Consider the following 19,708-nt stretch of genomic DNA (forward strand, 5'->3'; position numbering starts at 1 on the left):
CTTGCGTCAGCGGCGCCTGGCCGGATCCGCGCTTCCCTGTTCAACGAGGCTCGACAAGAGGCTGTCATTGAGGTCGGTCGGTTCCGCCAGCAGGTCAGCAACCTGGACGCGCTGGCCGGCGTTGCGGGCAGCGAGCACCTGGAAGCCCGAGGCGAGCAGCGCCTCGACATTGGCATCGCGGCTCAGGCGAGTCGGGCTGCCGAGCACGACGGCAACCAGGCGGCGGTTGTGGCGCACGGCAGAGGCTGCAAGCGTAAAGCCAGCCGCATTGGTAAAGCCAGTCTTGATCCCATCGACTCCCGGCATGCTGCGAAGCAGGTGGTTGTGGTTGGGCAGGGTGCGGCCCTGGAACACGAACTGCTGCTGCTGGAAATAGCCATAGTATTGCGGGAAATCCCGGATGAGTGCGAGGCTCAGCGTCGCAAGATCACGCGCGGTCGTCACTTGGCGGCTGTCCGGCAGGCCAGACGGGTTCACAAACCGGCTTCTTGTCATGCCAAGCGCCTGGGCCCGGTGGGTCATGAGGCGTGCGAACTCCTGCTCCGAGCCGCTGATATGTTCGGCAAGCGCGACTGCGACATCGTTGGCAGACTTGGTGGCAAGGGCACGGATGGCTTCATCGACCGACAGCGTCTGGCCTGGCTTCAGACCGAGCTTCGATGGGCGCTGTGCAGCGGCCTTGATGCTGATTGTGACAGGGTCGTCGAGACGGATCTGGCCAGCTGCCAGACGCTCGAAGACGAGGTAGAGCGTCATCACCTTGGTGATGGAGGCGGGAAACCGCTCGGCATCGGGTTGGCGGGCATAGAGCACCTCGCCCGTGCTTGCATCGAGCAGGATCGCAGCATAGCGGGACTGGGCAAAAAGGCTGGTGGCCACGGCCGGCGCCGGCGAGAGATTTGGCAGCGCAGAGGCAAGCGCCAGTGCTGTCGCTGCGCGCCATGCCCAGCCCGAAACTCGACCCATGTGTCTCATCTGTGCCAGGCTAACCTGGCCTTGCGCGGAAGGGAAGGGCGAAGATGTCGGAAGTGGAGGTGATGCCAGGTCACCGGCTGGTCGATGGCGTTGCATTTGAACTGACGCAAGGCCTTACACCCTATCGAGATGCGCTCTTGCGGATGGAGCGCGAGGTGGCCGCCATCGCTGCTGGCGCGGCCGCGGAGCGGATCTGGTTTCTTGAACATCCACCCGTGGTGACCGCAGGCACGTCAGCGCGCCCGCAAGAGCTTGTCGAGCCGGATCGCTTCCCCGTGGTGGTGGCTGGCCGCGGCGGGAAATACACCTGGCACGGGCCGGGCCAGCGCGTTATCTATGTGCTGCTCGACCTCAGACGGCGGGGGCGGGATGTGCGGCGGCTGGTGGCCGCGCTTGAGGACTGGGGGATTGCCGCCCTCGCAAGGCTCGGGGTGGCAGCGCGGCGCAGCAAGACTGGCACCGGGATCTGGGTTGGCGAAGGCGCGGACGAAGCGAAGATCGGAGCTATTGGCCTTAGAGTCCGGCACTGGGTCAGCTTTCATGGGATGGCGCTCAATGTGGCGGCTGACCTCTCGGCCTATCGGGCGATCGTGCCATGCGGGCTTGCTGACAGCCGGGTGACACGCCTTGTCGATCATGTCCCCGGAGCCGACATGGAGGCGCTCGATGCTGCCCTTCTTGCCGAGGCCGATCGCTTTCTTGCTGCCCTGCCGATAGCGCTTGAGGCGACCGCCAAAGGCCGCTAGGCGTCGCAAGGAGCGCGGCGCGAGCGTGCCGGGCAGCAGGTGAGGGAGAGACGATGCGGGTGATGCTGCCAGCGCTGACGCTGCTGCTCGCCGCCTGTGGCGGAGCGGACAAGGCTTCGGATGCAGCCGGCAGCGCGGGCGACTCCGCGGAGGTCAAGGCGGAGGCGGCGATGCCTGCAGGCGAGCTCGCGCAACTCGAGAACGCGATTTCGGACACCACCGTTGCCGAGGTGGTGGCAGATGATCCGGGCGGGCGCCTGGCCGATGGGCCAGACGTGCCGGCAATGGCTGATCCGCTTGCATCCCCCATGCCTGAAGCGCCGGTTGAAGCGGTCCAGTCTGGTGTGCCGGCGCCAGGGACACCAGCGCCGGCCGGCAAGTGAGCTTCGCGTTGTCTGACCTAGGGAGACCAAGATGAGCCTGACCGATATCACTGCAGGAATGAAGGAGCGCGTTGAGAAGAATGGCGCTATCGCCGGCAAGCGCGTCGTGTTCGACTTCGGCGAAGATGGGGCCGTCCTCATCGATGGCACCGGTGACACACCGTGCGTCTCGAACGATGGCTCTGCCGCCGACTGCCGGATCAAGGTCTCGATGGCCGATTTCGCGGAAATCGCAGCTGGCAAGCAGAACGCCCAGATGGCCTTCATGATGGGCAAGCTGAAGGTCGAGGGGGACATGTCGATCGCCATGCAGCTGGGAAAGATCCTGGCCTGATGCGAAAAATATTGGCCGGGGTTGCGGGCTGGCTGCTGCTCGCCGCCCCGGCGACCGCCTGGGCAACCCCCGCCGAGCTCGGAACGCTTGCAGGCATGACGGCGCGGGAGGCGGAGGCGCATGCGATCTGGTCGATGCGGGCTGGGCTCAATGTCGCGGCATTGCAGTGCAGCTTCTCGAAATCCTATCGCATGGTTGAGAACTACAATGCCTTTCTGCGCCAGCATGCAGATGAGCTTGCCAGCGCAGTCAAAACGCTTGCCGGCTATTTCGCCCGCACTGCAGGCGCCCGCAACGGCCCACGCGCCAACGACCGCTACAATACCAAGCTCTATCAGGGCTATTCGACCTTCGAGGCGCAATATGCCTTCTGCGACCGGGCAGCGATGATTGTTCGGGCGGCGCTTGGCGTGCCCAAGGGCAAGCTCGGCGGCTTTGTCAGAGCCGAGCTTCCTGCGCTCCGCCAGGCTCTCACCGCCAGCTACCGGGATGAGCCGCTGGCGCAGACCAGTCTCAGTCTTGTGAAGGTGCCTGATCTTTCGTCCGGTTGCAGCGTCCGCGGCAACCCGCCCCTCCTGCGCTGCTAGGCCGTCTTCCCGGCTGGCAAGCAAGAGCGGCCTAAGGCGCTCCGACGTGTTCGCTGCGGCGGTCGCTCGTGCCGAAGGCGCCAGGCGCTGGGGCGGGGGTCAAAGCTGGGCGATGTTGACTGGGTCTCCGGGTGTGACATGGATGGGGCGGCCGATGGCGGGGACATCGATGAGGGTCGTAGCACCCTCTCTGATCTGGGCAAGGAAGCGCCTGCCGCTTGCATCAAGACGGCCAATGATGATTGCGAAGGCTGGCTCGCCGCGGTCGTGGATGACCGTCATCGTCTCGATGGTGGCGGGACCTTCCGGCTGTTCTGTAAACGCAGGGGAAGGCTCAGCATCGAGGTCAGCCTGCGGGGCGGCCGGGTCGGCCTCGGGAAAGGGTCGCGGCGCGGTGCTCCAGATGCCGAAGCTGTGCTTGGTAAGATAGCCGCCGTTTGCAAAGACGAGGCCACGGGTGCCTGGCGCTGCCCGGCAGCGGGCCGCCACCTCGGCAATCCCGTGCATGGAATAGTTGTTGCCTGGGCCGCCGAAATAGGGGAGACCGCCGGTCAGTGTCAGGCCGCGGGGGTCATCATGGGCGATCCCGAGCATATCAGCGGCAATCTCGACTGCACTCGGGAAGCAGGAATAGAGATCCATGTGGGCAATGCCGGCCATGTCGGTTCCGGCCATGGCAAGGGCATGGGCGGCACCAGCGCGGATGGCAGGAGATGACCAGTAGTTGAGGCGACTGGTGACAAGGATCTTGTCGACCGTGTCGGCAGCGCCATGCAGGTAGACGCGCTTGCAAGCCGGCACGCCCAGCCGGTCGGCAGCGGCGGTCGACATCAGCAGCAGGGCTGCCGCTTGGTCAACGAACATGTTGCTGTTCAGATACTTGGTATAGGGATAGCCGATGTAGCGGTTCTCGTCCGTCGGGGTGATGAGTTCGTCGGCGGTGCGCGCCAAGGGCAGTTGGGCATAGGGGTTGGTGGCAGCCACTTCCGTGAAGCGGGCCATGAGCCTGCCGATGGCTTGGCGGTGTGCAAGCGGGTCGCGGCCGTAATGGGCGCCAAGCGCGTTCTCGAACAGCGGGTAGACGTTGACGGGAAGCCCGATGCCGTGGGCGAACTCGTGCGGGGAGACAAAGCGGATCTCTGACCCAAGGGTCTCGGCATCTTGCGGACTTTCCTCGGCCCAGTCGAGGGTGAGCCCAGCCTTCTGGGCGCGGCTCTGGGTCCGGATGGGTTCGCAGCCGGCAAGGAGCACCACCTCGTGCTCGCCGCGGGCGATCTCGGCCATGAAGCGGGTGGCGAGCATTTGCGGCGTATTGCCGCCGACCGGGCCGTAGACCGTTCGGCGGGGGGTGGCACCAATGCGCCGGGCGATGCAATGGGACAGGTTGTTCTGCTTGCCAAACGGCGCGCCGAAGCCCGAGTCCTGGAACAAGCGGACGGTCACAATGGCGTCGATTGCAGCGACGATGGCGGCCTGGTTGCCGCCGCAATCGGCAATCGCGGCGCGGGCGGCGGTTGCGAGCATCTCCTGGGGGGAAAGCCCTTCGCCAGGCGCGCTGTCGCGGTCCACCCACTGGGCAAGGCCGACGAGGACGGGGGTTCGCGGATCAGGTCTCATACACGCGGCGGTGGGCGCCTGGCACGCGCGGGGCAAGCCCCGAATTTCGCAAGCGCCCGCCCAGCGCTTGACGCAACCGCCGGCACGCGGCGAGGAGAGGCGGATGCGCGCTGCTCTTGCCCTTTTTGCCCTTCTTGCTCTCCCCGCCAATGCCCAGCCGAAGCTCTCGCCAGAGGCAGTGGCGGCACGCGTGCTGAAGGCGATGCCAGTCATCGACGGCCACAATGACTGGCCCTGGGCGATGCGGACCCACTATGGGCTTGAGAAGGCGCGTGCCGCTGATCTCTCTGCGGATCCGACAAGGCGCGCGCCGCAGCCGGGACACACGTCGATCCCGCTCCTGCGCCAGGGGAAGGTGGGGGGCCAGCTTTGGTCGCTCTATGTGCCGATGCGGCTGAAGGGCGAAGATGCCGTCCGCACCAGTTTCGAACAGATCGACCTCATGAAGACATGGATTGCGCGCCATCCTGAGGTGTTTGAGCTGGTGACAACTGCCGAGGGAATGGAGCGGGCGATCCGTCGGGGACGGATCGGTTCCATGCTTGCCTTCGAGGGCGCGCACCAGGTGAACGACGACATTGCCGTGTTGCGGCGCGCTCATGCTGCCGGCGTGCGGGCCATGACGCTCACCCATTCGCAACCCTCAGCCCTCTTCGACAGCGCGACTGCCGAACCCCGGTACAGTGGCATGGCAGCCGGTGGGCGCGCGATGATCGCCGAGATGAACCGGCTGGGCGTGCTGGTCGATCTCTCGCATGTCTCGCCAGCGGTCATGCACCAGGTGCTCGACGTGACGAAAGCGCCGGTCATCTTCTCGCATTCATCCGCCAAGGGTGTCACCAATCATCCGCGCAACGTGCCTGACGATGTGCTAAGGAGACTGCCGGCCAATGGCGGCCTCGTGATGGTGACCTTTGTTCCCGCCTTCATCGACCAGGCGCGTGCGGACTGGCAGAACCGGTGGCAGGCCAACGCCCTGGTGGCGGGAAGCAGTGCGGATGGGCGAGCGCGAATGACCGCCTGGGACAAGGCGAACCCGCGACCGGTCTCGACTCTCGCTATGGTTGCCGACCATATCGAGCATGTGGCGAGGGTTGCCGGCCATGACCATGTCGGGCTGGGCGGCGACTATGACGGCGTGCCCGACTTGCCTCAGGGTCTTGAGACGGTTGCAACCTATCCTGCGCTCTTCGCCGAGCTTGCCCGGCGCGGATGGAGTGAGGCGAACCTGCGCAAACTTGCGGGCGGAAACTTCCTGCGGGTCTTGCGCGCGAACGAGAAGGTGGCAGCGCGGCTCAGCCGGAATTGAACCAGCGGCACTTGAGAAGGTGGGCGTGTGCTTCCCGGACAGCGATCAGCCGGCCTTCGTGGCGGCGGTCGCCGGCGTTCGCATCCGGGTGGTAGCGCCGCACGAGGGCGCGGTAACGGCGCTTGACGTCAGCAAGCGTCGCCGTCTCGGGAAGGTCGAGCACGGCGAGCGCCCGGCGGTCTTCAGGCCGAAGCCGGGAAGGCGTGGCTGCGGCAGCCTTCCAACGCAGCACGCCAAGCGGATCATCGATCCCGGCGGCTGCCCGGCGCGGGTCGGCGTGGCGCGCGAGGGCCTCGACTTCGCGCTCCCAGCGCGGATAGGGCGACTGGGCCTGCCAGATCTCCTCGGCGGTCATGCCTTCGAACCAGTTCCAGGACGCATTGAATGCGCGGACATGGGCAAGGCAGAAATACTGGACTGGCGGCGGCCCGGCAGCAGGGGCGAAGGCGCTGCCCGGGCGATAGAGGGGAGCACGATAGTTGCCGGGCTCGGGGCAACCGGGGTGGGCGCAGGGCCGGCATTCAGGGTCCTGGCCGTCTCGATCTGGCGCGGATCTTTTGGACACCACCATGGGCGGTCTATAGGGCATCTAGCAGCGATGCGGGAGCGGGCGAAATGACCGGGCCAGGAAGGAGCCGGGCAGTGGCGGACGAGATCAAGCGGCGTCTCACAGAGGCGTTGGCGCCAGTGCGGCTGGAGGTGGTGAATGAGAGCGCGCTCCACGCCGGCCACGCCGGGGATGACGGCTCAGGGGAGAGCCACTTCCGCGTGCTGGTGGAAAGCTCTGCCTTTGCCGGCAAGAGCCGGGTGGCGCGGCAGCGGATGGTGAACGAGGCCCTGGCCGATCTGCTATCCGGGCGGGTCCATGCGCTGGCGCTGCGGTGCATCGCCCCTGGCGAGGATGGCTGAGTCTTCTGCCCGGGGAATGGGAGCTCTGCGCGGGTCGGCTTTCGCCCATGGTTGAGCTTGTCCTGCCCGGTGGCGCAGCGCTTGAGCTGGGGTCTTCAGGGGCTGTTCGGTCGGGAAGGGGAATGAGCCCGCCCGCCTTCGACCGTTTTGTTGCTGTCGACTGGTCGGGCGCGAGGGGCTCACGGCACCTGGGCGTGGCAGTGGCGGTGGCCGAAGCGGATGGTGGGGCACCGATGCGAGTTGAGCCGCCGCGGGCTGGCGGCTGGGCGCGGGGCGAAGTGGGTGCGTGGCTCTCTGACCTGCCCGGGCGGGTTCTTGCCGGGTTCGATTTCTCCTTCGCTCCGCCCTATCTCGACCGGGGTGCCTACCTGCCTGGGCTTAGCGCACCGGACTGCGGCCCGGCCTTTTGGGCCTTTGTCGACTCGCACTGCCAGGACGACCCCGACCTTGGCGCGCACGGCTTTGTCGAGGGCGTGGCGCGGCCCCATTTCTGGATGGGCGCGCAGGATGGCGCCAAGCGCGACTATCTGCGCTGGCGGGTGTGCGAGGCGGCGTTCAATGCCGGCGGCGGCGGCAAGGCCTCGTCCGTGTTCGACTGTGTCGGCGCGGCGCAAGTGGCGCGCGCCAGCTTCTCGGGCATGCGGCTGTTGCATCGGCTGCGGGGAGGGTTTGCCGTGTGGCCGTTTGATCCGGCAGGCGAGCGGACGGTGGTGGAAATCTATACCCGGGCGATGCTGCGACATGCCGGCGGTCGGGGTCTGAAGCTGCGCGATCCGGCCGGGCTGTCCGCAGCGCTTGCCGCGTTCGGGAGCGGCGCACCGGAGGGCTGGTTTTCCGACCACGAGACGGACGTGCTTGTTTCCGCCGCGGCGCTGCGGGCGATGGCCGGGGACCCGCGCTGGTGGGCGCCCCCCGGGTTGACCGAAGCGGTTGCGAGAACCGAGGGCTGGACCTTCGGCGTGGCCTGAGGTGCGCATGTTTCGGGGGGTGCGAGCGGCGTCCCACTCAGCTTATATGCCAATGTGATGCCGTGGCTACTCGTTGCTGCTGGAGGCGCGCTTGGCGCGTGCGCCCGCTTTGGTGTGGGGCGGCTGGTGGGCGGCGGCCTATGGCCATCGGCCACGTTCGCCGTGAACCTTCTCGGCGGGCTTCTCATGGGGTTGCTCGCCGGCTGGCTGGCGGCGCGCGGCGGGAGCGAGGGGGCGCGATTGTTCCTCGGCGTGGGCGTGCTCGGCGGGTTCACGACATTTTCGGCCTTCAGCCTCGAGCTCTGGCTCCTGCTCGAAAAGGGCGCCTGGGGTGTGGCCCTTGGCTACGCGGTGGCTTCGGTCATGCTGGCGGTCGCCGGGCTCGGGCTCGGGCTTTGGCTGATGCGGGGGCTTGCATGAGCCGGGCCTTCACGGTTGCCGAGGGTGACGATGGCATCCGGCTCGACCGCTGGGTATCGCGCAATCTGCCGGGCGTGCCCTTCACGGCGGTCGCGCGCTGGGCCCGGACCGGGCGGCTCCGGCTGGACGGGACCAGGGCGAAGCCGGGGGACCGGGTGCAGGCCGGGCAGGTGGTGACGCTCCCCGAGAACGCGCCCGAGGTGCGGCCGGCGCCACGCGAGCGCGCGGTGCGGCCGCTTTCGGACGAGGAGGCGGCGTTTGCGCAGAGTCTCGTCATCCACAGGTGCGAACATGCGCTGGTGCTGGCCAAGCCGCCGGGGCTTGCCGTGCAGGGCGGCACACGGACGGCGGTCCATGTGGACGGACTGCTCGATGCGCTGCGCTTTGGTGCGCGCGAGCGGCCGAGGCTGGTCCACCGGCTCGACAAGGACACGTCAGGCGTGCTGCTCCTGGCGCGCTCGGCGCGCGCTGCCGCCTTTTTCGGCCGCTGCTTCGCAACGCGGGACACCAGGAAGCTCTACTGGGCGCTGCTCATCGGCGTGCCCGAGCTCAAGGACATGCGGATCGACATCGCCATCGGCAAGCAGCCGGGGACGGGTGGGGAGAAGATGCAGCCGGACCGGCATGGACGAAGTGCCGTCTCGCGAGTGCGAGTGATGGACCGGGCCGGGAACCGTGTCTCCTTGTGCGAAATGCGGCCGCTGACGGGGCGCACCCATCAGCTCCGGGTGCATGCGGCAGCGATCGGCCACCCCATCGTGGGCGACGGGAAATATGGCGGGGCAGGCGCGTTTTTGACTGGAGGCGTCTCGCGCAAGCTCCATCTCCACGCCCGGCGCCTCGTGATCGATTTGCCCGGCGGGGGCAAGCTTGACGTGACCGCCGAGCCGCCCGAACATTTTTTGGCCAGCCTCGCGCTTCTCGGGCTGGCGCCTGACGGGGGCTCCTGATGCGGCTTGCCGTCTTCGACTGCGACGGAACGCTTGTCGATTCGTCCGCCAATATCGTCCGGGCGATGCATGCGACCTTTGCTGCCTTCGGCCTGCCCGACCCCGATCCTCCGGCAGTGCGGCGGGTGGTTGGGCTTTCGCTGGTGGACGCAATGCAGGCGCTGCTGCCTGAAGCGGATGCTGATCTTCACCTGCGCTTGGCCGCCGACTACAAGCTTGCCTTCCAGCGGCTGCGCGCCGACCATCGTCTCGACCCGGAGCCGATGTTCGAGGGCGTGAAGGAGCTGCTCGACTCCCTTCGGGGCCGGGGTTGGCTTTTGGGCGTAGCCACCGGCAAGAGCGACCGGGGGCTTGCGCTGTGCCTTGGCCACCATGGTATCGCCGACCGGTTTGTGACACTCCACACGGCCGACCGGCATCCGTCCAAGCCCAATCCGGCGATGCTTCGAGCCTGCCTTGCCGACGCCGGGGTCAGCGCTGAGCAGGCGACCATGATCGGCGACACGGTGTTCGATATGGGGATGGGGGTGGCAGCCGGAGTCCGGGCGTTCGGCGTGGGTTGGGGCTATCATGAGGCCGCCGAGCTGAAGGCGGCTGGCGCGCTCGCCGTTGCCCGCGATGCAGCTGAGCTTTCTTTCCTGCTCGATGGCTGAGCGCGATCCGGCCGAAGTGCGGCTGTGGCAACTCACGCTGGCACGGCTTGCGGGCGTCGGCATCGCAGTTCTCGGGCTCTGGGTCGTTGGGACGACGCCGCTTGACAGCGCGAGCCCCTTTGCCGGTCTGGCCCTGATGCTAGCAGGGGCAGGGCTCGTGACCTTCGCACCCCGGCTTTTCCGGTGATGCGCTTCTGGCACAAGGCCGTGGCGGCGCCGGTCGAAGGCGGCCATGGCGTGCTTCTGGATGGCCGGCCAGTCCGGACGCCAAAGCGCGCCCTTCTTGCGGTGCCAACGGCAGCGCTCGCCGAGGCGATCGCGGCGGAGTGGGCGGAAGTGGCAGCAACCGTTGACCCGCGCACCATGCTCCTGACTGGGCTTGCCAATGCCGCGATTGACGTGGTGGCTCCGGATCCAGCGCAGTTTGCGGCGGGATTGGCCGCCTACGGGGCGAGCGATCTCACCTGCTACCGTGCCGAGGCGCCAGCGGAGCTGGTGGGGCGGCAGGTGGCGGCCTGGGAGCCGGCCTTGAAGGCGGTGGAGCGAGCGCATGACCTCGTCTTCCGGCGGACGACCGGAGTGCTGCCGGTGGCGCAACCGGCAGAGACGCTTGCTCGGCTCGAGGTGCTTCTGGCGGCCTTCTCGCCATTCCAGCTGGCGGCGCTGTCGCCGGTTGTGACGCTGTCAGGCTCAGTGGTGCTGGGACTGGCACTGGCGGCCGGCCTCATCGATGCGGAAAGAGCGTTCGCGGCTGCTGAGATCGATTTCGCATGGCAGGCCGAGCGGTGGGGTGAGGATGCCGAAGCGACGGCAGCGCGAGACAACCGGGCGATGGCGTTCCGTGCCGCAGCCAAGTTCCTGGCGCTCGCAAGTGACAGGAGGGGTTGACGGCGGGGCCGGGCGCGGCTTCGCAGGCGCAAACCCGGGAGAGTGGCATGCTGAAGGTGCTGGAAGAGCTGGAGCGGCGGCGGGAAGCAGCGCGGCTGGGCGGAGGCGAGAAGCGGATCGAAGCGCAGCACGCCAAGGGCCGGCTGACGGCCCGGGAGCGGCTCGAGATCCTACTCGATGAGGGGAGCTTTGAGGAGCTCGACATGTATGTCGAGCATAATTGCACCGACTTCGGCATGGCCGAGACGGTCATCCCCGGCGACGGCGTGGTGACTGGCTCGGGCACGATCAACGGCCGGCTGGTGTTCGTCTTCTCCCAAGATTTCACCGTCTTCGGTGGCTCGCTGTCTGAGCGGCATGCGCAGAAGATCTGCAAGATCATGGACATGGCGATGAAGGTGGGGGCGCCTGTCATCGGCCTCAATGACAGTGGCGGGGCCCGCATCCAAGAAGGTGTGGCAAGCCTTGCCGGCTATGCCGAGGTGTTCCAGCGCAATGTCCTCGCCTCGGGCGTCATCCCGCAGATCTCGCTCATCATGGGCCCTTGCGCGGGCGGGGCGGTCTATTCACCAGCGATGACCGACTTCATCTTCATGGTGAAGGACAGTTCCTACATGTTCGTGACCGGGCCCGATGTGGTCAAGACGGTGACGAACGAAGTGGTGACCCAGGAGGAGCTCGGAGGTGCCATCACCCATTCGACGAAATCGGGCGTCGCTGACCTTGCCATGGAAGATGACGTCGACGCTCTCATCCGCACGCGTGACTTCTTCGACTATCTGCCGCTCAACAACCGGCAGGCGCCGCCGGCAAGGCCCTCCGCCGACCCCCATGACCGTGAGGAGCCTTCGCTCGACACTCTCGTGCCGTCTTCGGCGACAAAGCCCTACGACATGCATGAACTCATCCGGAAGGTCGCAGATGACGGGGAGTTCTTCGAGCTCCAGCCGAACCATGCCGGGAACATCCTGGTGGGCTTCGGCCGGATCGAGGGGCACACGGTTGGGTTCGTCGCCAACCAGCCAATGGTTCTGGCCGGCTGCCTCGACATCGCCGCTTCCAAGAAGGCCGGACGGTTCGTCCGCTTCTGCGATGCCTTCAATATCCCTATCATTACCTTTGTCGATGTGCCCGGCTTTCTCCCTGGCGTGGCGCAAGAGCATAACGGCATCATCAAGAATGGGGCAAAGCTGCTCTTCGCCTATGCGGAAGCGACCGTGCCGAAGATTACCGTGATTACCAGAAAAGCCTATGGCGGGGCCTATGACGTGATGGCCTCCAAGCATCTGCGCGGCGACCTCAACTATGCCTGGCCGACCGCGGAAATCGCCGTCATGGGGGCGAAGGGAGCGGTCGAGATCATCTTCCGGGGCGAAGCGGGCGACCCGGAGGCGATTGCCCGGCGCACAGCCGAATATGAGGCACGCTTTGCCAACCCCTTCGTGGCGGCCAGCAAGGGCTTCATTGACGAAGTCATCATGCCCCGGACGACCCGCCGGCGAATTGCCATTGGCTTGCGCAAGCTCCGCACCAAGAGCCTCGAGAACCCTTGGAAAAAGCACGACAATATTCCGCTGTAGGCCGAAGGCGCACGGCGCCAGCGCAAGCTGGTCGCCGAGACGCCGAAGGCCCGGCCGGCCGGGCGCGACCGCTTCGCGGACTTGGCCCGCGAACGCGAACCGGACCGACGGCGCGGCCTTGCCGCGCAACCCCTTCGTTCTGGGGATGGTCCGGGCGGACTCGCGGGCTTTGCCCGCGGCCGCAGGACAGGGCATCAGGACTGGGCATCAGGACAGGGCATGCAACGCCGGCTGCGGGCAATCGGCCGCAGCGATGACCGTGAACGGAAGAGTCCGATTGCGGCTCCGGCGTGCGGCCCCTACATTTGCTCGCGAAAGGCGGTTTTCATGTCTGACAGCAATCGCAAGCCCCCCTCGCCGATGATGAAGAACCTGCTCATGTGGGCGGGGATCCTGTTTGCCCTCGTGCTCGTTGTGCAGGTGGTCCAGGGACCTTCGCGCTCCGACCGGGGCGGTCAGGAAATCGCCTATTCCGAGTTTCTGAAGAAGATTGATGAGGGCCAGGTGCGCGAAGTCGCCATCTCCGGCCGCCAGATCACTGGCTCGCTTACCAACGAGACCAGTTTCCGCACCCATAATCCGGGTGACATGCAGCTCATCGAGCGGCTGCGGCAGAAGAATGTTCGGTTCGACTCCGTGCCGGAGGAGCGGCCGAGCCTCCTCCAGCAGATCGTGGTGGGCGCACTTCCCTTCCTGCTGATGATCGGCATCTGGATCTTCTTCATGCGGCAGATGCAGAACGGCCAGGGCCGCGGCGCCATGGGCTTTGGCAAGTCGCGCGCGCGCCTCCTGACCGAGAAGCATGGCCGGGTGACCTTCGATGATGTGGCAGGCATTGATGAGGCGCGCGAGGAGCTGCAGGAGATTGTCGATTTTCTGAAGGATCCCTCGAAGTTTCATCGCCTTGGCGGCAAGATTCCGAAGGGGGCGCTTCTTGTCGGGCCGCCGGGCACGGGAAAGACGCTCTTGGCGCGTGCCATCGCGGGCGAAGCGAATGTTCCCTTCTTCACCATATCGGGCTCGGACTTCGTTGAGATGTTCGTAGGCGTGGGTGCGAGCCGGGTGCGCGACATGTTCGAGCAGGCCAAGAAGAACGCGCCCTGCATCATCTTTATTGACGAGATCGACGCTGTCGGCAGGCACCGCGGCGCAGGGCTTGGCGGCGGCAATGACGAGCGCGAACAGACGCTCAACCAGCTGCTCGTCGAGATGGACGGGTTTGAGGCCAATGAGGGGATCATCATCGTGGCAGCGACCAACCGCCCGGACGTGCTTGATCCGGCGCTGCTGCGCCCCGGGCGGTTTGACCGCCAGATCGTCGTCGGCCGCCCCGATATCGAGGGCCGGGAGAAAATCCTCCAGGTGCATATGCGCAAGGTGCCGCTCGCGCCGGATGTGAATGCTCGCGTGATCGCCCGGGGCACGCCGGGCTTCTCGGGCGCAGACCTTGCCAATCTTGTCAATGAAGCCGCGCTTCTTGCAGCACGGCGGGGCAAGCGGCTGGTGGCCATGGCCGAGTTCGAGGACGCCAAGGACAAGGTGATGATGGGCGTCGAGCGCAAGTCGATGGTGATGACGGAGGAGGAGAAGAAGCTGACTGCCTATCATGAGGCGGGCCATGCCATCGTCTCGCTGCACGAGCCGGCGTCTGACCCGATCCACAAGGCGACCATCATTCCCCGCGGCCGGGCGCTTGGTATGGTGATGCGGCTGCCCGAGCGCGACAGCTACTCCTTCGCGCGGGACAAGATGTATGCCAATCTTTCGGTTGCCATGGGGGGGCGGGTGGCCGAGGAGCTTATCTTTGGCGAAGACAAGGTGACGAGCGGGGCAGCTGGTGACATCCAGATGGCAACCGATCTCGCCCGCGCAATGGTCACGCAATGGGGCATGTCGGACAAGCTTGGGCCGCTGAAGTACACCGAGAACCAGGAGGAAGTCTTCCTCGGCCACTCGGTCACTCGCCAACAGAATGTCTCGGAAAAGACCGCCGAGCTCATCGACTCCGAAATCAAGCGGCTGGTAACCGAAGGCTATGAGCGGGCGCGCAAAATTTTGACCGAGAATATCGACGAGTTGCATGCGCTTGCCAATGCGCTCCTCGAGTGGGAGACGCTGACGGGTGAGGAGATCAAGAAGGTGGTGGCTGGCGAGCCCGTCGAGAGGTTTGATCCTGCCAAGGCGAAGCCGGTGGTGGTAAGCGGTGGCGTCGCCGGGATCCCGCGTGCGGGCAAGCGCCCATCAGCCGGTCTTGGCGGCGACCCCGAACCCCGCCCGGCTGCCTAGGTGATGCTGCTCGCCCTGTGCCGCGGGCCGTGCCGCTGGCTTGGGGGCTCATGTGTGGCAAGATGAGGCTCTGATCCGCGTGTTGCAGCCTAAGATGGCCTGAGGTGGCTTGCGTTTCATCCTTTCTTGCCGGGCGTATGGAGCTGCTCGGGCAGGGTTGCAGGGGGCAGGCAAGGGCCGCTAGGGCGCTCGGGCTTGGAGATCCCTTTCGTGTCGGCGCATGTCCGCATCTTGCTTCCTGATGGTTCCGCGCGTGAGATGCCGCGCGGTGCGACTGCGGGCGATGTCGCCCGGGCGATTGGTCCGGGCCTTGCGAAGGCGGCATTGGCGGCACGTATTGATGGCGCCCTCATCGATCTCGAGCGCCCCATCGAGCGCGATGTCGCACTTGAGCTGGTGACTGCGAAGGATGAAGCGGCCGCGCTCGCGCTCGTGCGGCATGACTATGCCCATGTGCTTGCCGAAGCGGTGCAGACGCTCTACCCGGGCACGCAGATCACCTTCGGGCCAGTGACCGAGGATGGCTTCTACTATGATTTCGCGCCTGCACCTGGCCGGGGGCCGTTCACGGAAGCGGACTTGCCGGCGATCGAGGCGGCGATGCGGGCAATCATCGCGGCCGACAAGCCCTTGCGGCGTGAAGTGTGGGACCGGGCAGCGCTGATTGCCAAATGGCAGGCCGAAGGTGAGCATTTCAAAGCCGAGTGGGCGGCGAGCCTGCCCGAGGGTGAGGAGATTTCGGTCTACTGGTCGGGGGACGACTGGATGGACATGTGCCGGGGCCCGCACCTGCCGTCCACCGGGCGGCTCGACCCCGAGGCCTTCAAGCTGACGCGGGTGTCAGGCGCCTATTGGCGAGGGGATCCAACGAAGCCGCAACTCTCCCGAATCTACGGGACCGGTTGGCTCAACAAGAAGCAGCTGGAAGCGCATCTCCACCGGCTGGAGGAGGCAGCGAAGCGCGACCACCGCAAGCTTGGGCGCGAGTTGGGCCTGTTTCATCTCCAGGAGGAAGCCCATGGCTCGGTCTTCTGGCACCCCAAGGGCTATGTCATCTACCGGGTGCTCGAGGACTATATGCGCCGCGCCATCCGGGCCGCAGGCTATGCCGAGATCAAGACTCCGCAGCTGATGGATGCGCGCCAGTGGGAACAGTCCGGTCACTGGGGCAAGTATCGCGAGAACATGTTCGTGATCCCCGATGAAGTGCCAAACACGGCAGACGAGGGCCCGGTCATCACTGGCGAGGGCGGCTGGATGGCCTTGAAGCCGATGAACTGCCCGGCCCATGTCCTCGTCTTTCGGCAGGGCATCAAGAGCTGGCGCGACTTGCCGCTCAGGCTTTACGAGAATGGCTGCTGCCACCGCAACGAAGCCCATGGCGCGCTGCATGGTCTGTTGCGGGTGCGGCAATTTACCCAGGATGATGCCCATATCTTCTGCCGCGAGGACCAGGTGGTGGACGAGGTGCGCGCCTTCTGCGCGCTCGCCGACCGCGTCTACCGGGATTTCGGCTTCCGCTATGCCATCAAGCTGGCGCTGCGCCCGCAAGCGCGCTTCGGCAGCGATGCCGACTGGGACCGGGCCGAGGGGGAGCTGCGCGACGCCGTGGTGGCGGCCGGGCTCGCGACACCCGACCATGGCTTCGAGGAACTGCCAGGCGAAGGCGCCTTCTACGCGCCCAAGCTCGAATGGCATCTGACCGATGCGATCGGCCGGACCTGGCAGGTGGGCACCATCCAGTCTGACCGAGTGCTGCCCGAGCGACTCGATGCCTTCTATGTCGGAGAGGATGGCGAGCGGCACCGGCCGGTCATGCTGCATCGCGCGATTTTCGGCGCCTATGAGCGGTTCATCGGTATCCTCATCGAGGAATATGCTGGGCGTTTTCCGATGTGGCTTGCGCCCGTGCAGGTGGTGGTGGCAACCATCGTGTCCGATGCGGACGGATGGGCCCGGGAAGTCGCCGCGCGGCTGGAGAGAGCGGGCTTGCGCGTCGAGACCGACATGCGCAACGAGAAGATCAACTTGAAGGTCAGGGAACACAGCCTCTTGAAGGTGCCGGCGATGCTGGTTGTCGGCCGGCGCGAGGCTGAAGCGGGAACGGTTGTGGTGCGGCGGCTGGGTGAGGAGAAGCAGGAGACTTTGCTGCTCGATGCCGTGGTGGCAGCGCTGGCAGCGGAAGCGACGCCCCCTGACTTGAAGCGCGCGGCATGACCGACATCCGGCGCCTGTCCGACCGGTTCGCTGCCTCGCCGCAGATCAGCCCTGCGGACATGGCCGAAATTGCCGCTGCCGGCTTTGGCCATATCGTCAACAACCGGCCCGATTCCGAAGTGGGGCCCGAGCTTGCTGGCGCCACAGTCGAGGCCGCAGCCCGTGCTGCCGGGCTTGGCTACACGGCAATCCCAGTCGACCATTCCGGCTTTTCCGCCGAACAGGTCGAGACTCTGCGGGCCGTGCTGAGCGGCGCCGACCGGCCCGTTCTCGGCTATTGCCGCTCGGGCACGCGCTCCACCCTGCTGTGGGCACTCGCCGAGGCGGCGGCGGGGCGGGAGCCTGACACGATCCTCGCGGCCGCAGCGGCGGCGGGCTATGACGCCCGGCCGGTCCTGCCGCTGATGGCACGGCTTGCGCCGTCCGCTTGATGGCGGAGGCGGTGGTCGCGCGTGCCGGAAGGCCTGCCACAGCGCGCCATGGCACCCGCCCCTGCCAGCATGATGGCTGTGAGGCGGCAGTACGCATTCTTGTCTGGGCGCCGTTGCTGCGTGCATCCCGCCGGCGGCGTCTGGCAGCTGCGCGGCCGGGTGGTGTGATGCTGCTGATGTGTTTGCGACAGGCTGCGGGCGGGCGCCGCCGGCGGCGGGCGAGCGCTGCAACCGGCTCTAGCGCCAGGTGAACCCGGAGTTCGAGCGGCTGGTGGCAGAAGCGCCCTATGGCGCGGTCGAAACACTGTCGCCGCTGGTGCGCCGGGTGCTGGCGCGCAACCCTTCGCCCTTCACCTTCACTGGCACCGGCACCTACATTGTGGGGCACGGGGAGGTGGCGGTCGTCGACCCCGGTCCGGCTGACCCGGCGCACTTGGCTTCGATCCTGGAGGCGACCCGCGGCGAGACCATCGCAGCGATCCTCATCACCCATACACACATGGACCATTCACCAGGCGCAGTGCCGCTGAAAGCCGCGTCTGGTGCGCCTGTCCTTGGTTGTGCGCCCCTGGCGCTCGCCGACGACGGGCCGCGGGCGGATGCTGGCTTTGACTTGAGCTATGCGCCCGACCGGGTGCTTGAAGACGGCGAGGCGGTTGAAGGCCCGGGCTGGACGCTGCGGGCAGTTGCAACTCCCGGCCACACGTCGAACCACCTTTGCTTTGCGCTGGAGGAGGAGGGGGTGCTCTTTACCGGCGACCATGTGATGGGCTGGTCAACGACGGTTGTGGCGCCACCCGATGGCGACATGGCGGCCTATATGGCGAGCCTCGCCAAGCTTCTGGAGCGTGCCGACCAGCGATACTACCCGACCCATGGTGCCCCCGTTGACGAGCCCCAGCGCTGGGTCAGGCATCTGATCGGCCACCGCCGCCAGCGCGAGGGCCAGATCCTCGCGCTTCTCGAGGCCGGACCGCAGGCGATAGAAGCAATGGTTGCGCAGATGTATGCCACCATCGACCGGCGGCTGTGGGGGGCGGCCGGGCGCTCGGTGCTGGCGCACCTCCTCGATCTTGAAGCGCGGGGCCTGGTCGCGCGCGCCGAGGAGAGGTGGAAGTTGAAGGCATGAAATTCGTTTTGGGCCTTGTCGTCGGGCTCGCGCTTGTGCTTGCTGGTCTTGCTTTTCCCCAGTCGCGCCGCTGGCTGGCGCACGCTGTCGGCGCCTCTCCCGATGCAACTGCAGTTTCCCTGGCGACGCTTGAAAGCGTCCGCCGCGAGGGAAAGCTCGTCGTCTTCTCCGCCCAGCTGCTTGTGACGACAACGGCGACCACGACGGCGACGCTTGTCGGGCTTGAAGTGCCAGGGACAACAGCGGAGCGCACCCTGATCGTTCCCGGCCGGGTGCATTATGCGGTCGACTTGGCGCGGCTGTCCACGTCGGACCTGACCTTCGACCCGGCGACCGCGACCTTGACCGTGCGGCGGCCGCCAGTGATGCCGATGCCGCCCGTGGCCGATCTCGAGGCGCGACAGGTATTCGATTCCCGTGGTCTCCTCGTGCCCTTCACCCATGGGGCCGAAGATGTCGAGGAGCGGACGCTTGCAGCCGTGGTGCCCATGCTTCGCAAGGAAGGGCGCAGTCCCGAGCTGATGCGACTTGCCGACCAGGCGGCGGACGACATGGTGGCCTGGCTGTTCGCCCGCCCGCTCGAAGCCGCCGGGCTCGGCAGTGTCAAGGTCGAGGTGGTGCGGCCGACTGAGGGGCCGGAGGGCCGGGAAGGTTGACGACGAGGGTCAGGTGGAAGGCCCGGTTCACAATGTCGGGCTGGGCTTGCGGGAAGCGCTGGACGAAGTAGCCGGTCTCGATCGCGTTGCGGCCGACGGGAACGCCGAGACCGACGAAGCCGCGATGCTGGTCGAACCCGGGCTCTGGGCTCCAGCCGGCTTTGGAGAGTGTGACGAAGCCCTCGTACCAGCCGAGCGCGCGCGGCGCCTGCGGCCCGCCGAGCGGTACGGTTGCGCGCATCAGCTGGCGCAGCCGGAGCGACATGCCGCCGGCATCCTCGCGGAACCGCTGCTCGAGCCGGGTGCGGCCGACAATCTGGGCGCGGTTTCCAGTGATGATCGGGTAGGCGAGCTGCTGCCACGGCCGGTGCTCGCGCAATGCGGGGCGGGCGGGGGGATCGGTCAGGATGAAGGCATAGCCGCCGAACGCTGTCACTCCAGGTGCCAGGCGGGTGCCGAGCGCGCCGCGCACCAAAGTCTGGCCGAGCCGGTCGGAATCGTTGGTGAAGCGCAGCGAGGTATCGAACCAGAGCCAGACGCCACCGGAAACCGGGCCCTGGACGAGAAGGCTGGTCCACAGCTGGCTGTCGTCGGCGCGGGCCGGAAGGGCGACCGCGAGGAGGGCGAGCAGGCGGTGCATGGCCCGGACCTAGCCAACGGCGCGGCGGAG

At 66.7% G+C, this 19,708-nt stretch carries 22 protein-coding genes; 18 read left to right on the top strand and 4 right to left on the bottom strand.

Translation table 11 applies throughout. The features are described from left to right. Nucleotides 1-6 precede the first annotated feature (6 nt). Complete coding sequence (locus ACWIQA_RS05770; protein WP_448582115.1) at nucleotides 7-879, bottom strand: D-alanyl-D-alanine carboxypeptidase family protein; 873 nt, start codon at nucleotides 877-879, stop codon at nucleotides 7-9. A 140-nt stretch (nucleotides 880-1,019) separates the two neighbouring features. Between ACWIQA_RS05770 and lipB the strand changes: the two genes are divergently transcribed. The 4 genes from lipB to ACWIQA_RS05790 are packed head-to-tail and all read left to right on the top strand — an operon-like array spanning nucleotide 1,020 to nucleotide 3,025. After that, on the top strand, nucleotides 1,020-1,721 hold the full coding sequence (gene lipB / locus ACWIQA_RS05775; RefSeq protein WP_448582116.1) for a lipoyl(octanoyl) transferase LipB: 702 nt from the start codon (nucleotides 1,020-1,022) through the stop codon (nucleotides 1,719-1,721). A gap of 53 nt (nucleotides 1,722-1,774) precedes the next feature. Beyond that, nucleotides 1,775-2,104, top strand: a complete 330-nt coding sequence (locus ACWIQA_RS05780) for a hypothetical protein (RefSeq protein ID WP_448582117.1) — start codon at nucleotides 1,775-1,777, stop codon at nucleotides 2,102-2,104. 31 nt (nucleotides 2,105-2,135) lie between these two features. After that, nucleotides 2,136-2,438: an SCP2 sterol-binding domain-containing protein gene (locus ACWIQA_RS05785; RefSeq protein WP_448582118.1), complete on the top strand. Its 303-nt coding sequence runs from the start codon at nucleotides 2,136-2,138 to the stop codon at nucleotides 2,436-2,438. Then, nucleotides 2,438-3,025, top strand: a complete 588-nt coding sequence (locus tag ACWIQA_RS05790) for a hypothetical protein (protein ID WP_448582119.1) — start codon at nucleotides 2,438-2,440, stop codon at nucleotides 3,023-3,025. Before ACWIQA_RS05785 ends, ACWIQA_RS05790 begins: the two co-directional genes overlap by 1 nt. A gap of 99 nt (nucleotides 3,026-3,124) precedes the next feature. On the opposite strand, the gene ACWIQA_RS05795 is transcribed toward ACWIQA_RS05790, so the two are convergent. Continuing rightward, nucleotides 3,125-4,642, bottom strand: coding sequence for an acetyl-CoA acetyltransferase (locus ACWIQA_RS05795; protein ID WP_448582120.1), 1,518 nt, complete (start codon nucleotides 4,640-4,642; stop codon nucleotides 3,125-3,127). A 103-nt stretch (nucleotides 4,643-4,745) separates the two neighbouring features. Here ACWIQA_RS05795 and ACWIQA_RS05800 point away from each other — a divergent pair, with 103 nt between their 5' ends. Next, the gene (locus tag ACWIQA_RS05800; protein WP_448582121.1) at nucleotides 4,746-5,951 is read left to right on the top strand and encodes a dipeptidase; all 1,206 of its coding nucleotides are present in this window, start codon (nucleotides 4,746-4,748) and stop codon (nucleotides 5,949-5,951) included. On the opposite strand, the gene ACWIQA_RS05805 is transcribed toward ACWIQA_RS05800, so the two are convergent. Beyond that, nucleotides 5,938-6,540, bottom strand: coding sequence for a DnaJ domain-containing protein (locus tag ACWIQA_RS05805; protein WP_448582122.1), 603 nt, complete (start codon nucleotides 6,538-6,540; stop codon nucleotides 5,938-5,940). The two genes, ACWIQA_RS05800 and ACWIQA_RS05805, sit on opposite strands and share 14 nt — an antisense overlap. A gap of 26 nt (nucleotides 6,541-6,566) precedes the next feature. Between ACWIQA_RS05805 and ACWIQA_RS05810 the strand changes: the two genes are divergently transcribed. From ACWIQA_RS05810 to ACWIQA_RS05870, 13 genes are all read left to right on the top strand, one after another. Continuing rightward, entirely contained in the window at nucleotides 6,567-6,860 is a 294-nt protein-coding gene (locus ACWIQA_RS05810; protein ID WP_448582123.1) for a BolA family protein, read from the top strand. 122 nt (nucleotides 6,861-6,982) lie between these two features. Then, on the top strand, nucleotides 6,983-7,828 hold the full coding sequence (locus ACWIQA_RS05815; RefSeq protein ID WP_448582124.1) for a hypothetical protein: 846 nt from the start codon (nucleotides 6,983-6,985) through the stop codon (nucleotides 7,826-7,828). Between the two features lie 57 nt (nucleotides 7,829-7,885). Further along, the gene (locus ACWIQA_RS05820) at nucleotides 7,886-8,248 is read left to right on the top strand and encodes a CrcB family protein (protein ID WP_448582125.1); all 363 of its coding nucleotides are present in this window, start codon (nucleotides 7,886-7,888) and stop codon (nucleotides 8,246-8,248) included. Continuing rightward, on the top strand, nucleotides 8,245-9,198 hold the full coding sequence (locus ACWIQA_RS05825; protein WP_448582126.1) for a pseudouridine synthase: 954 nt from the start codon (nucleotides 8,245-8,247) through the stop codon (nucleotides 9,196-9,198). The genes ACWIQA_RS05820 and ACWIQA_RS05825 overlap by 4 nt, the downstream gene beginning before the upstream one ends. Next, nucleotides 9,198-9,851 carry an HAD-IA family hydrolase gene (locus ACWIQA_RS05830; protein WP_448582127.1) on the top strand — a complete coding sequence of 218 codons (654 nt, stop codon included), beginning with the start codon at nucleotides 9,198-9,200 and terminating at the stop codon, nucleotides 9,849-9,851. Before ACWIQA_RS05825 ends, ACWIQA_RS05830 begins: the two co-directional genes overlap by 1 nt. Further along, nucleotides 9,844-10,038, top strand: coding sequence for a hypothetical protein (locus ACWIQA_RS05835; RefSeq protein WP_448582128.1), 195 nt, complete (start codon nucleotides 9,844-9,846; stop codon nucleotides 10,036-10,038). Before ACWIQA_RS05830 ends, ACWIQA_RS05835 begins: the two co-directional genes overlap by 8 nt. After that, complete coding sequence (locus tag ACWIQA_RS05840; protein WP_448582129.1) at nucleotides 10,038-10,739, top strand: ATP12 family chaperone protein; 702 nt, start codon at nucleotides 10,038-10,040, stop codon at nucleotides 10,737-10,739. The genes ACWIQA_RS05835 and ACWIQA_RS05840 overlap by 1 nt, the downstream gene beginning before the upstream one ends. A gap of 47 nt (nucleotides 10,740-10,786) precedes the next feature. Continuing rightward, the gene (locus ACWIQA_RS05845) at nucleotides 10,787-12,319 is read left to right on the top strand and encodes an acyl-CoA carboxylase subunit beta (RefSeq protein ID WP_448582130.1); all 1,533 of its coding nucleotides are present in this window, start codon (nucleotides 10,787-10,789) and stop codon (nucleotides 12,317-12,319) included. A 327-nt stretch (nucleotides 12,320-12,646) separates the two neighbouring features. Beyond that, a complete protein-coding gene (gene ftsH, locus ACWIQA_RS05850; RefSeq protein WP_448582131.1) occupies nucleotides 12,647-14,605 on the top strand; it encodes an ATP-dependent zinc metalloprotease FtsH in 1,959 nt (652 codons plus the stop codon). A 210-nt stretch (nucleotides 14,606-14,815) separates the two neighbouring features. Next, on the top strand, nucleotides 14,816-16,822 hold the full coding sequence (gene thrS, locus ACWIQA_RS05855; protein ID WP_448582132.1) for a threonine--tRNA ligase: 2,007 nt from the start codon (nucleotides 14,816-14,818) through the stop codon (nucleotides 16,820-16,822). Next, complete coding sequence (locus tag ACWIQA_RS05860) at nucleotides 16,819-17,253, top strand: TIGR01244 family sulfur transferase (RefSeq protein ID WP_448582133.1); 435 nt, start codon at nucleotides 16,819-16,821, stop codon at nucleotides 17,251-17,253. Before thrS ends, ACWIQA_RS05860 begins: the two co-directional genes overlap by 4 nt. Before the next feature lie 247 nt (nucleotides 17,254-17,500). Then, a complete protein-coding gene (locus tag ACWIQA_RS05865; RefSeq protein ID WP_448582134.1) occupies nucleotides 17,501-18,382 on the top strand; it encodes an MBL fold metallo-hydrolase in 882 nt (293 codons plus the stop codon). Continuing rightward, entirely contained in the window at nucleotides 18,379-19,038 is a 660-nt protein-coding gene (locus ACWIQA_RS05870) for a DUF4230 domain-containing protein (protein ID WP_448582135.1), read from the top strand. Before ACWIQA_RS05865 ends, ACWIQA_RS05870 begins: the two co-directional genes overlap by 4 nt. Here the strand turns inward: ACWIQA_RS05870 and ACWIQA_RS05875 are convergent. Further along, entirely contained in the window at nucleotides 18,986-19,678 is a 693-nt protein-coding gene (locus ACWIQA_RS05875; RefSeq protein ID WP_448582136.1) for a DUF2490 domain-containing protein, read from the bottom strand. The two genes, ACWIQA_RS05870 and ACWIQA_RS05875, sit on opposite strands and share 53 nt — an antisense overlap. Nucleotides 19,679-19,708: the final 30 nt, after the last annotated feature.

The organism is Thermaurantiacus sp. (assembly GCF_053487655.1).

Bases quoted from the DNA above. Each gene is read 5' to 3' on its own strand.
- lipB (WP_448582116.1), top strand. From the start codon at position 1,020: ATGTCGGAAGTGGAGGTGATGCCAGGTCACCGGCTGGTCGATGGCGTT.
- ACWIQA_RS05780 (WP_448582117.1), top strand. From the start codon at position 1,775: ATGCGGGTGATGCTGCCAGCGCTGACGCTGCTGCTCGCCGCCTGTGGC.
- ACWIQA_RS05785 (WP_448582118.1), top strand. From the start codon at position 2,136: ATGAGCCTGACCGATATCACTGCAGGAATGAAGGAGCGCGTTGAGAAG.
- ACWIQA_RS05790 (WP_448582119.1), top strand. From the start codon at position 2,438: ATGCGAAAAATATTGGCCGGGGTTGCGGGCTGGCTGCTGCTCGCCGCC.
- ACWIQA_RS05795 (WP_448582120.1), bottom strand. From the start codon at position 4,642: ATGAGACCTGATCCGCGAACCCCCGTCCTCGTCGGCCTTGCCCAGTGG.
- ACWIQA_RS05800 (WP_448582121.1), top strand. From the start codon at position 4,746: ATGCGCGCTGCTCTTGCCCTTTTTGCCCTTCTTGCTCTCCCCGCCAAT.
- ACWIQA_RS05805 (WP_448582122.1), bottom strand. From the start codon at position 6,540: ATGCCCTATAGACCGCCCATGGTGGTGTCCAAAAGATCCGCGCCAGAT.
- ACWIQA_RS05810 (WP_448582123.1), top strand. From the start codon at position 6,567: ATGACCGGGCCAGGAAGGAGCCGGGCAGTGGCGGACGAGATCAAGCGG.
- ACWIQA_RS05815 (WP_448582124.1), top strand. From the start codon at position 6,983: ATGAGCCCGCCCGCCTTCGACCGTTTTGTTGCTGTCGACTGGTCGGGC.
- ACWIQA_RS05820 (WP_448582125.1), top strand. From the start codon at position 7,886: ATGCCGTGGCTACTCGTTGCTGCTGGAGGCGCGCTTGGCGCGTGCGCC.
- ACWIQA_RS05825 (WP_448582126.1), top strand. From the start codon at position 8,245: ATGAGCCGGGCCTTCACGGTTGCCGAGGGTGACGATGGCATCCGGCTC.
- ACWIQA_RS05830 (WP_448582127.1), top strand. From the start codon at position 9,198: ATGCGGCTTGCCGTCTTCGACTGCGACGGAACGCTTGTCGATTCGTCC.
- ACWIQA_RS05835 (WP_448582128.1), top strand. From the start codon at position 9,844: ATGGCTGAGCGCGATCCGGCCGAAGTGCGGCTGTGGCAACTCACGCTG.
- ACWIQA_RS05840 (WP_448582129.1), top strand. From the start codon at position 10,038: ATGCGCTTCTGGCACAAGGCCGTGGCGGCGCCGGTCGAAGGCGGCCAT.
- ACWIQA_RS05845 (WP_448582130.1), top strand. From the start codon at position 10,787: ATGCTGAAGGTGCTGGAAGAGCTGGAGCGGCGGCGGGAAGCAGCGCGG.
- ftsH (WP_448582131.1), top strand. From the start codon at position 12,647: ATGTCTGACAGCAATCGCAAGCCCCCCTCGCCGATGATGAAGAACCTG.
- ACWIQA_RS05860 (WP_448582133.1), top strand. From the start codon at position 16,819: ATGACCGACATCCGGCGCCTGTCCGACCGGTTCGCTGCCTCGCCGCAG.
- ACWIQA_RS05870 (WP_448582135.1), top strand. From the start codon at position 18,379: ATGAAATTCGTTTTGGGCCTTGTCGTCGGGCTCGCGCTTGTGCTTGCT.
- ACWIQA_RS05875 (WP_448582136.1), bottom strand. From the start codon at position 19,678: ATGCACCGCCTGCTCGCCCTCCTCGCGGTCGCCCTTCCGGCCCGCGCC.